The sequence below is a fragment of the Ramlibacter alkalitolerans genome, assembly GCF_016722765.1.
In the GTDB taxonomy this organism is placed as follows: domain Bacteria; phylum Pseudomonadota; class Gammaproteobacteria; order Burkholderiales; family Burkholderiaceae_C; genus Ramlibacter; species Ramlibacter alkalitolerans.
Genome location: NZ_JAEQND010000006.1, coordinates 386,945 through 400,009, shown reverse-complemented (window position 1 = coordinate 400,009; position 13,065 = coordinate 386,945). Strand labels below are relative to the sequence as shown.

General features: G+C 70.5%; 8 protein-coding genes. All 8 read right to left on the bottom strand.

Annotated elements, in window-relative coordinates; translation table 11 throughout:
* Positions 1-366: 366 nt before the first annotated feature.
* Positions 367-1,683 (bottom strand): hypothetical protein, encoded by a 1,317-nt coding sequence (locus JI746_RS13040; protein ID WP_201689998.1) that lies wholly within the window; start codon positions 1,681-1,683, stop codon positions 367-369.
* Between the two features lie 73 nt (positions 1,684-1,756).
* Positions 1,757-2,593: an alpha-amylase family protein gene (locus JI746_RS13035; RefSeq protein WP_201689996.1), complete on the bottom strand. Its 837-nt coding sequence runs from the start codon at positions 2,591-2,593 to the stop codon at positions 1,757-1,759.
* A gap of 5 nt (positions 2,594-2,598) precedes the next feature.
* Positions 2,599-4,905 (bottom strand): NfrA family protein, encoded by a 2,307-nt coding sequence (locus JI746_RS13030; RefSeq protein WP_201689994.1) that lies wholly within the window; start codon positions 4,903-4,905, stop codon positions 2,599-2,601.
* 11 nt (positions 4,906-4,916) lie between these two features.
* Positions 4,917-7,088 (bottom strand): glycosyl transferase family protein, encoded by a 2,172-nt coding sequence (locus tag JI746_RS13025; RefSeq protein ID WP_201689993.1) that lies wholly within the window; start codon positions 7,086-7,088, stop codon positions 4,917-4,919.
* Between the two features lie 91 nt (positions 7,089-7,179).
* Positions 7,180-9,249, bottom strand: a complete 2,070-nt coding sequence (locus JI746_RS13020) for a hypothetical protein (protein ID WP_201689992.1) — start codon at positions 9,247-9,249, stop codon at positions 7,180-7,182.
* A 76-nt stretch (positions 9,250-9,325) separates the two neighbouring features.
* Complete coding sequence (locus JI746_RS13015) at positions 9,326-10,954, bottom strand: DUF2334 domain-containing protein (protein ID WP_408004098.1); 1,629 nt, start codon at positions 10,952-10,954, stop codon at positions 9,326-9,328.
* Positions 10,955-11,021: 67 nt separating this feature from the next.
* Positions 11,022-11,417, bottom strand: coding sequence for a hypothetical protein (locus JI746_RS13010; protein ID WP_201689990.1), 396 nt, complete (start codon positions 11,415-11,417; stop codon positions 11,022-11,024).
* 16 nt (positions 11,418-11,433) lie between these two features.
* Positions 11,434-12,558, bottom strand: a complete 1,125-nt coding sequence (gene wecB / locus JI746_RS13005; protein WP_201689989.1) for a non-hydrolyzing UDP-N-acetylglucosamine 2-epimerase — start codon at positions 12,556-12,558, stop codon at positions 11,434-11,436.
* Positions 12,559-13,065 lie beyond the last annotated feature (507 nt).

The window sequence follows — 13,065 nt, the reverse complement described above, 5'->3', positions numbered from 1 at the left end:
GCCGCGGCTTTGCGGCCAACGGGTCATACAGTGTTTGAATCTCTCCCCCCGCTCAATCAGCTTTTCCGTTGTGCCGGAACGACTTGGCGCACTGGCCCGGATCTATTCCGGACAGCAGTGCGCGTAGGCGGGGATCCAGAGAGGGCGCGATCAGCGCCCTCTTTTGCAGTTCGGCGCACGGCGCTTCGCGCTCTCTGGATTCCCGCCTGCCCGGGAATGACGGGGGAGGGAGTCCGAAGGCACCCTCACCCCAACCCTCTCCCGCAAGCGGGAGAGGGAGAAAATCAAGCCCACGGTCGCTGCAACTTCTGCTCCGCGGCGAGCCTTGGGCTGGATCCACTCCCGGCGGACCAAAGGCCGCGGGGGTCAGCGCCGTGGGAACGGGGCGCGCTCCGACGCGACGGCCGCATTGAAGGCCTCTTCGGCCTCGCGCGCTGCCCGCTCTGCGGCCTGGCGCGCGGCTTCTCTGCCCGCCAGCAGCAGCGCGGCGAGCTCCTGCGCGTCGGGCTCGGGCGCCTTCTCGGGCAGGGGCTGGGGCGCGACCGACAGGTCGAGGTCGAGCGCGAAGGGATGGCCGCCGAAGTCGTCGCCCATCGCATGCACGAACGCCTGCGCCTCGGCGAGGTGTTCCGCGTGGGCCCAGGGGGCCAGCGGCGGCTCCTGTGCGACGGCGAGCCCGGCCGCGCCGTCCGCGGCCAGCGACTGCGCGATCGCGTGCAGGCAGATCAGCTCGCGCGCAGCCTCGACGCCCAGCACCGTGTCGCGACCGGGCGCGCCGAACAGGGCTTCCTCGATCAGCGGCAGGACGCCGGCGGTGCCCCACGCCTGCGTCACGCGGCCGGCGAGCGCGCGATGCTGCTCCAGTCCCCCCTGTGCACCCACCTGCTCCAGCGTCGGCGCCGGCACGCCGTGCACCTCGGCGTAGCGGCGCCGCACGGCCTGCAGCGCCCGCGCCTCCTCGGCCAGCGTGCACACGCGCATCAGTTCGATGAAGGCGACGGGCGCGGGGGTGGCGCTGCCTGCGAGGTAGCTTTCGAGCACGTCCGACGCTTTCGCGTGCAGGCCCAGGGAGGCGAGGAATTCGGCTTCGTCGAGGATGGCCGCGAGCGTTTCGACCCGCAGCGGCCCGCCGGCCGGCGCGCTCGCCCCGGGCCGGGGCGGCAGGGCAGCCACCGGCGCGAGATCGGCCACGAGCGGCTGCACCGCCGGCGGCGCGATCGCAGGCCGCACAGGTACTTCCTGCGCAGAAGAAGCGGTGTCCGCGCGTTGCCGCTCCAGCGCCTCGGGCGCGCTCGGCTCGTCCCGCCGGAGGGCTGCGTCGAAACGCCGCGTGCGCCACGCGAGCAGCGCCAGCGCCCCCGCCGTGGCCAATGCGAGCAGCGCCAGGGCCTGCTCCAGGCGCGCCGAGCGGTACCAGGGCTGCGCCTGGCCGATGCGCTGGCGCAAGGTGCCCAGCTCCGCCCGCGTGCTGCCGGCCGCCTGCCGCAGCTGCGCGAGTTCGCCTTCGAGCCGCTGCAGGGCCGCGTCGGCGCGCATCAGCTCCTGCGTTTCGGCACGCAGCGCCTGCCACGGCATGGCCGCCTCCCCGGAGGGCGCCCCGGGCGATTGCGCGAGCACGGGCCAGGCCAAGGCAAGGAGGACCGGCGCAGCGAGTTGGCGCGCGTGCGCCAGCAGATTCTTCATGGGCTTGCGCACTGTACGAAGCTCTGCAGCACACGGTATGGGAGGCCCGGCGCTTGCCTCATAGGACCGACGGCTACCTCGGTTGCTGGCCCGCGGCCAGTCCCTGCACGAGGCTGGTTCCAACGTAGCGCGGCCCCTCGAACAGATAGATCGGGAAGCCCTCGTAGGTGGCGAGTTGCGGCCGCAGTTCGTCGAGCGTCGCCGGCCGGAAGCCGCCGCCCGGATTCGGCCGGAAGGCCTCGGCGATCAGCCGCACGCGCTCGCGGCCCAGGCGCCGGACCAGCACGTTGGCGTAGTGGCGCGCCACGTACGCCTCGCGCGCATGCACCCCCACGCCGTCCTGGAAGAACACGCCCACGTCCGGCGGCAGCCACTCCACCAGGCTTTGCGCGAGTTCCTCGGGGCCCACGTTGGCGCTGTCGTAGACGCTGATCCACAAGGGCCGCGGCAGCTGCGCCAGCAGCGCCTTCAGGCGGAAGGCTTCCATCCAGGTGGGATCGATCTCCACCGGGAAGTACCAGCCCGCGACGTTGACCGGCGGCGGGCTCTTCGCGATGCGCGCCGACAACTGCGCGAGTTCCTCGAGGCTCGCGCGCGCGTTGCGTTCGTCGAAGCGGCCCGCCAGCCCGAGGATCACCTCGTGCGCCCAGGGCTGGCCGGCGATGCGCGACCAGTCCGGCATGCTCCTGCCCGCCGGCAGCTCGGTGCCCGGGACGAAGGCCAGGTTGTCGACCACCGTCCACTGCACCAGCAGGCGCCGCACGCCCAGGCGCTCCCAGTCGCCGCGCGGCTCGGTGTGCTCGTTGTCGATCTGCCAGACCACGCCCTCGATCGGCGGAACCGCCTTCGAGGCGCAGCCGGCCACCAGCAATGCGACGGCCGCCACCAGGCCGCAGAACAGGGCGCGCATCGTCTTCAGTAGTTCAGGAGGCCGTTGATGTACAGGCCCTTCATGCGGTCGTCGCCGCCGATCTTGAAGCGGTACTGCATCGTCACGTCCCAGTAGGAACGCGGGGCCGTGTACGCGTCCTCGCGGAACCAGCGGCGCAGGCTCACGCCCGGGCCGACGCCGGACGCCGTCTTGTCCGTCGCCAGGCTCGAGTCGTACTCGACGCCGGCGAACAGGTGCGGGAACAGCACCGTGCGGCCGTCGCCGCCCACCAGGTAGCTGCGGCCCACCATCAGCGAGGCGATGCCGTAGTTGATGTCGTTCTCCAGGTAGCGACCCAGCTCGCCGTAGAAGCGCATGGTGGTCCAGTCGCGGCGGTCCACCCGCAGGTCGTTGCCGACGTCGTAGGAGTAGCCGATCTGCGCCAGCCAGTCGTCGTTGACGTTGGGGCCGAAGGTGCGGCTCAGGGACAGCATCAGGTTCTGCGTGGTCAGCGGCTTCCACCGCACCCCCACGCCGCCCTGGAAGCTGTCGCCGCCGGTGGAGCCGCCGCCGCGGTCGTCCAGGGTCATGAAGCCGCGCGCGAACAGCTCGACGAACTCCCCGTTGCGCCAGCCCCAGGGGCGGTAGTAGCCCTCCACGCCGGCCTGCGTGGTGCGCCGAGCGCCGGTGCCGCCGGTGACGCCGAAGCCCGGTTGCACGCCGCCGCCGTTGCGCATCGTGATCGAGGCGAGCACGCCCCACTTGCGCGTGAGGTCCGCCACCGTGCGCCGCGTGTCGTACAGCATCTGCGGCTCCATCCGCAGTTGCAGCCCGTTGGCCGCGTCGATCGCGCGCCTGAAATAGCCCACCGCTTCCTCGTCGTGCCGGCTCTTCATCGCGGCATAGCCGGCATCGAGCAGGGAGCCGGGCGGCAGGGCACCGCCGGCGTCGGCCTGCGCGAAGGCCTGGCGGGCCGCTTCGCTGTCGCCGATGCGGGTGGACAAGTACGCCAGGTCGAGCCGGTTCTGCGGCGTGACTTCGCCGGCCGGCACGGCGGCGAGCCGTTCGCGGGCCTCGCGCGTGCGGCCCATGTCGGCCAGCAGGCCGGCCTCCGTCTGCGCCGGCAGTTGCCCGGCCTGCAGCGCGGCCTCGGCATCCGCGTTGGCGCCGGCGACGTTGCCCACCTTGCGGCGGATGATGGAGCGCTGCGCCAGCGTCTGCGCATCGGGCCGCAGGTCCAGTGCCGCGGTGGCGGCGCGCTCGGCCTCGGCCCAGGCATCGGCCGCCAGGGCCGCGTTCATGTGCATCAACTGCCAGTCGCGCTGCGCCGGCGAAGCGGCCGTGGCGAGCCGCGCCTGCTCCAGTGCGCGCTGGACGTCCTTCTGTTCCAGCGCACGGTAGGCCGCAGTGGCGTTGGCGAAGCCCGGCGAGGGCGGCGCCGCGGCAGCCTGCAGCGTGCACGCCTGCGAAGCATCGGCCTTGCTGCAGTCGATGGCGGGCGCATTGAGAGCATAGGCCGCGCCGCCGGCCGGCCTGGCGATGCGCTGGCGCGCGAACTCGCGCCGCGGATCCGCGTCGGCATCGGTGGCCGGCAAGGCGGCGAGCACCTGCAAGGCGCGTTCGCCGTTGCCCTGCGCGAGCGCGAGGTCGGCCGCGACCAGGCGCAACTGGCGCTGCGTCGCGGCGTCCAGCCCGCGCTGCTGCAACGCCCTATCCAGGTCGGCGCCGGCTTCGGCGGGCCGGTTCAGGCCCTGGCGCGCGTAGGCACGCAGCGCCAGCGGCGCGGCGCTGTCCGGCAGCAGTGCGATCGTCTCGCTGCTCACGCGCTCGGCATCGGCGAAGCGGCGATCGCGCAGCAGCGCGTGCACCAGCACCAGCCGGTAGCCCGCGTTCTCGGGCGCCCAGCGCACGGCATCGGTGCCCTGCGCGATCGCGCCCTTCACGTCGCCGGCCTGCAGCGCCTGGTACATCGCCGCACCGGCCGCCTGCGCCCGCGTGCGCGCGAGGTCCGCGCGGGCGCGGCCCAGCGCCGCGTCGTCGCCCGCCACCTGGCCGGCACGGGCGAGCGCCTGCTCCGCCCCCGCGGCATCGCCGCTGGCCAGCAGCGACTCGCCCAGGAGCAGCCAGTAGTCGCGCCGGTCGGGCGCGAGTTGCGTGGCGCGGCGCGCGAGCTCCGCGGCGCCCGGGTAGTCGCGCCGCGCGTAGGCCTTGTAGCCGGCGTCGGCGGCCGCATGGGCGGCCTGGCTGCCGCGCGCGGCGGCGCCCGCCGCAGCCGGTTGCCCCGCCGCGGAGAAGGAAGCGAGGGCCAGCACGGCGGCCAGGGCCAGCGCGTTTCGTTGTTGTTGTGCCATGAAGGTGCGACTCAGGTGGGTTGCATGGAAGGCTTGCCGAAGAATCCCCGGTGCTGTTCCGGTTGCGCCGCCGCGCGGGCAAAGAAGCTCCTTTGTTCCTGGGCCACCGTCTCCAGCATCTCGCGCTGGATCACGCGGCGTTCCACCAGGTAGTCGCCGATGCGGCCATGCTGGTCGGGTTTGTAGTCGCGCATCGCAGCTTCGAACTCCTCGCGGCGCAGCACGCCGCGCTCGATCAGCAGGTCGCCCAGCAAGGGGCCGTGCGGGATCGCCGGCGCCTTGCCTGCGTGCCCTCCTTCGCGCAGCAGGCGCAGCGCCACCGCGACTTCGCCTTCGCGGGCGATGCGTTGCACGGGCTCTTCGCCGATCGCCTGCGTGATGTCCGCCAGCGACTGCTCCGACAGCGGGCTCGCCACGGCGAGGACGGCGCGGTTGTTCTTGTTGCGCCCCATGTGGATGGCGCGGTGGCGGATCGCCAGCTCGATGGGCAGGTCCACCGCGTGCTTGCGCACCAGGTCCGCGGTGAGGTGGGCGCGCGGCAGGTCGGCCTGGTAGGCGATGGCCTCGGCCAGCGTTTCCTCATCGAGCCAGCCGTTGGAGACCAGCACGCGACCGAGCGGCACGTCGGCGCCGGCCTGCTTTTCCAGCGCACGTTCCAGCGCACCCTGCTCCACCGCGTTCCAGGAGGTGAGCAGCTCGCCCAGGCGCTGGCGGCGGCGCGCCAGTTGCGCGCTGCTGGGGAATTCGTGCGCCGTCTTGTCCCACGCGAGGCGCGTGCCCTTGAACAGGTAGGACAGGTACATCTTCCAGGCGCGCGCCACCGCCATGCAGTTGACGAAGTTGCCGACCACCATGCGCGGCAGCGCCATCAACCCGTGTTCCCACCCGTACAGCGCCGAGGTGAAGTACACCCGGTGCGCCGCGCGGATCGCAAGGAAGAACGCGTTGACGTAGATCATCTTGCGCCAGATGCTCCCTTCCTGGAACAGCGAAGGGTAGTAGGCATGCCACCACCCGGTGGCGAGTCCGACGTGGAAGATGATGAAGTGGGCGACGAGGATGTACGCGAGGATGCTCACGAAGGAGGTGAGCACGCCCTTGCGGTCGTGCAGCAGCAGGTAGCGCGCCGCCGTCGTGCGGCCCCGCCACTTGATCTGCTCCCAGCTCTGCAGGCCGATCCCCAGCACCCAGCGTGCCTTCTGCCGGTAGGCGGCGCGGAAGTTGTCCGGGAAGTACTCGCGCACGCACAGCGGCATCTGCATCAGCAGCTCGCGCCGCTTGTTGCTGCCCCAGGCGGTGCGGTTGATGTGGAAGGTGACCGGGAACACGCCGAAGATCGACTGCATCCCCATCTGCGACAGGCGCATGCCCACGTCGTAGTCCTCGGTCAGGCTGTCGACGTTGAAGGGCTTGTTGCGCGTCGCGCCGATCAGGCCGAGCAGCGCCTTGCGCGAGAAGCAGGTGCCGACGCCCGCCGAAGGCACCATGCCGGAGACGCTCTCGCGCACCACCATTTCCTTGGCGTGGCTCTCGGCGAATTCGTCCATGTAGGTGCCGGCCACCAGCTCGTACCACTCGCGCTCCAGCGATGCCACCGGCAGCTGGATCATGTCCTTGCGCGGCAGCAGATAGTTGAAGAACTTCAGTTCGAGCGGATGGAGCACGTCCTCGCTGTCGTGCAGCACGACGCCGGCGAACTCCAGGTTCGCTTCGCGCTCGTGGTCGAAGATCGCGGCCACCACGGCGTTCAGGCAGTCGGCCTTGCTGGTCGGCCCGGGGTGCGGCACCTCGACGCGCTGCACCTGCGGATAGCGCCTGGCCATGCGCTCGACTTCGTCGATGGTCGCCTGGTCGTTCGGATAGGTGCCGACGAAGACGCGGTAGTTGCGGTACTCCATCACTTCCACCATGTTCTGCACCATGGCGGCGATCACGTCGCTTTCCTGCCAGGCCGGGACCATGATGGCCATCGGCTGCTCCGCGCGGTCCCGCAGCTGTTCGACGCTCAGGCGCCGGTACTGCGGACTGCGCTCCACCCGGGCCCGGCGGAACAGGCGCCGCGCCCAGTACCAGCAATCGATGAACAGGTCGTCCAGCGAGGACACGAAGATGACCAGCGCGAGGATCGCCGCGAGCACCTCCAGCGCGGAGTTGTAGTCGGCAATCAACAAGTCCCAATTCATACTGCTTTCCTTCCTCGCCTGCTTGCTTCGGCTGTTGGTTTGCTTGTCGGCGCGACCACGCGGCCCCGGGGCCGCGCGGTCGCTTCAACGCTCAGCGGTCACCCGCCATCGCCTTGCGGCGGCGCATGCGGCTCGCGAAGACCAGCAGGCCGACGAACAGCGCCACCAGGATGATCGGCAGCAGCCACCAGTAGCCGCGCTCGAACAGGCCCGGCGCCGCTTCCTTCATGACGCCCTGCCCCGAGGGATCGCGGGTGTTGACTTCGGTGCGCAGGCCGTTGTTGCCCATGATGGCCAGGTTGCCGCTGGAAAGCTGGATCGGCTTTTCCATGCTCGGCGCCTGCTGGCCCATCGTGCGGTACACCGCGCCGATGTCGTCGCCCTTGCCGTTGACCTCCAGGATGCCGACGCGGTTCAGGCCGCGCACGTCGAGCAGCGGTTGGTCCTTGCTGCCCGCCAGGAACAGGCGGTCGTTCTCGGGCTTCACGCCTTCGGCGACGCCGTCGGGCAGCACGTCCACGGCGAGGTAGGGACCATCGACCTTCGGATGCGAACCGTCGGCGACCGGCTGGAACTTCGCCTTCGAAGGCGACAGCCCGGTGCTGGCGGCCATGCGGATCACGCGCGGCAGCGTGCCGGTGGCGTCGTTCAGGTGCCCTTGCGGAACCAGCAGCGTGCCGCCGGAGGCGAACTTCGCCATCAGGCCGGTGAAGTCGCTCGCCGGCGCGATCGTGTCCAGCAGCATGTGGCTGGAAGGCAGCACGGAGACCGGATAGGGCTCGGGCGTCTCGCGGCATCGGTCGGAGGCGAGTTGCCGCACGAAGGACACGCGGATCACGTTGCGGGTCTGCAGCGCGTAGCGCGGCACCGGCGCGACGATGCGCTCGCGCTTGCCGTTGGCCTCCATCTCCTTGGCGCCCAGCAGCACGTCGTTCATGAACACCGAGACCACCGGCGGCGTGCGCGCGGCACTCGGCGAGGCCGCCACGTCGATCACCAGCGTGCCGGGGCCCTTGCCATCGGCGGCCACGGCGCCGATGTCGAAGGTGGCGTTCCAGTCGGCATGCGCCAGCACGTCGAAGCTCGCCGGCTTGGCGCCCAGGTACTGCAGCGACACCGCGTTGGAGTCGTTGTTCTTCGGCGTGTCGACCGCGGTCACCGTCAGGTTGGTGCCGGCGGCGGCCTGCTGCCAGATCTGCGTGAACAACGCCGCGGCCTGCGCGCCGGCATCGGGCGCGACCAGGATCACCGGGCGGCCGTTCTGGTTCGACAACGTGATCTGCTTGGAGCCGACCTGCTGGCCACCGGCGCCGCCGATGATGATGTCCGGCTCGCCGGGGCCGCTCGGCGCCGCGCCGGGCTGCGCCGGCGCCGCGCCCATGGCCTGGGTCGAGGCGCTGCCGTCGGCCGTCTTGAAGTACGGGCGCTTGCCGGCGCGCTCCAGCGCCACGCCGACGCGCCAGGCGGCGTCGTAGATCTCGGGGGCGATCTTGTTGGACTGGATCAGGATCGTCGGCCGGCTGGGCAGCGCGCCCCACGCGGTGGTCAGGTCGCGGATGCCGGAGCCGTCGTAGCGGAACACGAAGCGGCTGGTCGGCTCGATGCGCAGGATGTTGCCGGGGGTGCGCGCGTCGGCGCAGGTGTTCTCCCGCGCGACGGCCGTGCGCCAGTCGACGTTCAGGCGCACGAAGCCGCTGGGCCGCGGCTTGCCGTCCACCGGGATCTGCGCGCTGGCATCACCGCGGTCGGCCGTGAAGCCGTTGGCCACCACCGGCGCGCCGTCGATGGCGTAGACCAGCGTGGTGCGGCCGCCGTCGGCGCGCACGTAGCTCGCATCGAGCTGCAGCACCGCGCCCGAGAGGTTCACGCCGGGCGGCACCGGCAGATAGATCTCCTTGATCGTGTCCGGATAACCGAGCACCACCGGCTCGGTGAAGCCCAGGTCCTGGAAGCTGACCGTGCGCGGGACCCAGACGCCCGCGTTCTCCGCGGGCTGGAACACCGAGGTCTGCGGCGGGATGTTCGCCGGCGTCGGCTGCTGGGTCGGCCGCAGCGTGGGCTGCGAGACCTGGGGTACGTTGGCGGGTTGCGCGCCGCCCCATCCGGGGAGCAGGCACACGGCCGCCAGCACGGCGGCGGGCAGGACACGGTGGATTTTCATGCGGCACCTCTCGGGGGTGGATTGGAGCGTGGGGGATTCGACGACGGATTGCATGGCGCTTGCTTCGTCCGGCGGGTCAGGGTGCGGGGCCGCGCAGCTGGCTCGGGGCGACCCAGGTGAAGCCCAGCGCGGTGATGCCGGTGATGGTCTTCTGGAAGTCGGCCAGGCCCGGCACGCCCAGCTCCGGCTCCAGCCAGAAGGGGTGGAAGAAGAAGGAGGCGGCCCCGTCGCGGATCGTCTTCACGTACTTGGCGTTGAGGATGATGTCGTCGGCCGTGTAGTTGAAGTTCGAGGTCGGATCGATCGTGTGGATGTCGTACTCGATGTTGCCCAGGCTCTCCGGGATCACGTACTGGCCGTAGTGGTCGGTGCCCACCGCGTAGGGGAAGATCTGGCCGACGGCGAAGTCCCGGTTCTGCGCGGCGAACAGGTCCGGGCGGTCGGACGTGAAGTACACGACGCGCTGGTAGGTTTTCGGAAACAGCTGCGGCGCGGCGCGCGAGGCCAGCGGCGACTGCTCGTAGTGCGGCGCCTCCCAGGCAATCGGCTTCCAGCCGACCGCACCCATGTCGGACAGGCCGTTGTTCAGGCGACCCAGGACCCAGGCCGTGGAGTCTTCCTGCACCGGCTTGTTGTCCACGATGTTCCAGAACTCGAAGTCGTCGCCGCTCACCCCGGTGTGCGGGTTGCGCATGTTGCCGTACTGGTGGCTGAAGCCGTGCATCACGAGCTCGGCGCCACGCCCGCGGGCATAGTTGACGGCGGTGCGCAGGTTGGTCGCCTGGCTCAGCGGAATCTCCTGGGCGACGCCGCCGTTGTAGACACCGAGCGGGTCGCGGTAGCGCGGGATCACGGCGACGGAGAAGGGAATGGCCTTGGACGACAGGTAGTCGCTCAGGGTCTTCATCGACTGCACCGAGACCAGCGCGCCGACGTCCTCGAGCCGCACCATGGCCTTGTGATAGGTCTCGTGCCGGCTCCCCAGCATGTCGTGCAGCACGTCGCACAGGACCAGGTAGCGGTCCCGCGGGCCGATGAAGCTGAAGGGCAGGTCGGCCACGTACCAGAAGTTGCCCGAGCGCGTGATGTAGGGCACGGTCCGCGCGAGCTTCGGGTTGGTGATGCCCACCACCTGCTGCGCCTTGGCGGCATCGGCGATCTGCACGTGCCCGAGGTCCGGGTCCGCGTTGATGACGTTGCGGCCGGCGTCGTACTGGTAGTACTTGACGAAGTCCAGCCCCTTGTACTTGACGGTGTCGTAGAAGCCGGGGTTCGGATTGGCCGACGAAGGCTGGGCATTCATCCCGAGCAGGTCGACGAACTCCAGGCCCGTCCTGGCGGTGAAGCTGTACGTGGGGTTCCAGGCCAGCTGCCACACGTTGTACTTGAACCAGACCACCGTCTTCGTCGTGCCGGACACGTCCGCGAGCAGCGTGGCGGGCAGCGGGTTGTCGTACGCCGACCCCATGTAGAAGGTCGCGCTGTACTTCTCGACGGTGCCTGCCGTGTACTGCTGCACCGGCACCAGGTCCACCTGCGCCTGGAAGTGGCCGAGCAGGTTGCGCAGCATGATCGCGTAGGCGAGACCCAGCTTGTCCCATTGCGTGCCGCTGGGCGCGTCGTACAGCACCAGCGCCCGCGGCGGCGGCGTGGTCGTGGTGGTGGTCTGGGCTTGCGCGGCCGGCGCGCCGACCAGGCCCAGCATGCCGGCGAGGGCGGCGCAGGCCAGCAGGCCCAGGAAGAATTTGCGCAGGTGCTTCATGTCCGATCCTTCACTTCGTCTTGTTGTTCTTGTCCTTGCCGAAGAAGAAGGAGCTCGCGCCCCTGTCGGTCTTCTCGCGGCCGGGACCGGTTCCCGCACCGCCCGGCACGGACGTCGCGGCGCCCGAGCCCATGCCGGTCGCCGCCGCAGCAGCGCCCGCGCTCGTGGGCTGCGCGCCGGCGGGAGCGGCCACGCTGTCGTCGCGCGTCACGTCCTTGTGGTGGTGCATCTTGTGGTGGTGGGCGCGCACGGCACGCTTGCGCTCCGGCTCGCTCATGCCCGGTTCGGGACGGGCCATCTGCGAGCCGATCGGCAGCGGCGGCGGTGCCACCGCCGACTGCGCGTGAACGGCCCCGGCGAGGCAGGCGGCCGCCAGCAGGGCGAGCCGGATGCAGGGGGTCTTCATCGAGGACTCTCCAGGGTCAGGCCGCGACGGCGGCATCTTCTTGCGTAGGAACCAGGCGCGCCATCACGGCCTGGGCGATGCGGCGGGCGGCCTGCCCGTCGCCGAAGGGATTGACCACCTTGCGCATCAGCTCGGCGGCCAGCGGGTCGTCCAGCAGGCGCGAGGCTTCGCGTACGATGGCGTCGCGGTTCGGGCCGACGAGGCGCGCGCAGCCCGCCTCGACCGCCTCGGGCCGCTCGGTTTCGTGCCGCAGCACCAGCGTCGGCACGCCGAAGGTGGGCGCCTCCTCCTGCAGGCCGCCCGAGTCGGTGAGCAGCAGGCACGCATTCACCAGCGCCTTCTGCATGCCCAGGTAGTCGAGCGGCGCGGTGAGCGTCACGTTGTCCAGCCCCTGGAGGATCTCGTGGGCGGGCTTCTGCACCACCGGGTTCAGGTGGACCGGGAACAGCACGCGCTTGTCGGAGTGCAGGCGAGCGAGGTCGGCGACGGCGTGGAAGGTCTGCTCCATTTCCTCGCCCCAGTTCTCGCGCCGATGCGCGGTCACCAGGATGTGGCCGTCGGCCGGCCTGCCGTCGCGCACGATGCCGTGGCGCTTGCAGATCCACTGCTGCGCGTCCACCACCGTGTTGCCGGTCAGCAGGATCGCCTCGGCCGGGATGCCCTCGCGCAGCAGCGCCTCGCGGGCGCGTTCGGTGGGCGCCCAGTGCATGCACGCCACGCGGCTGATCATCTGGCGCAGGCCTTCCTCGGGGAAGGGACGCTCGAGGTTGTAGGTGCGCAGGCCGGCCTCGACGTGCGCCACCGGCACGCGGCGGTAGAAGGCCGCCAGCGCGCCGAGGAAGGCGCTTTCCGTGTCACCCTGGACGATGCACAGGTCCCAGCGCTGCCTGGCGACCAGCGCATCGAGCTGCCCGCGGCATTCGACGCTGAAGGCCTCGAGCGACGCACCGCTGCGTTCGAGCTGCACGTCCGGCGCGATGCCGAAGGAGCGCAGCATGTCCGCGGCCATGTCTCCATGCTGGCCGGTGTGCACCCACTGGACGGTGAGTTCCGGCTGCGCGCGAAGCGCGTGGTACACGGGTGCCAGCTTGATGATCTCCGGCCGCGTCCCGCAGACGATCCCGACTACTTTCTTGTTCAACGACGCCTCCCTGAGCTGCCGGACAAACGCCGGCTGTTACTTCATTGCTGCGAGACGTAACTTGATCGACGCCCCGCTTGCACGTCCGAGACACACTGCGCGTGGCTACTGGCTGCGGCCTTCCTGGGTTCCGGCAAAGTTCCCCTCAGGGAAGGAACGCCGGGCTCGGAGTGTTTCAGCCTGTGTGTTTCAAACTCGAACGGGATGTTCGGTTTGTAAGGTCAGCGGATTCGACAGTGACGCCCTCATTCGCAGGTAGGACGGTGCCTACTGCAGAGCGGTCCTCGAAAGGGCGGCAAGGACGGCGCTGAACCCGAGGCAGTCAGCGCATGGGGCTGCGAGGAGGTCTGGAACTCCGCGGCCGCTTCGGAGTGCAGGGTCCGTCGCGGCAGGCGCTGCACGGTGCGGAACAGTGCGGCTCCTGCGAACTTCGCAGGGGACAGCCCTCTCCCGCCCGCGCGCCGCAGGACCAGGACGGGTCCCTGTCCGACTCGGCGACATCAAGGG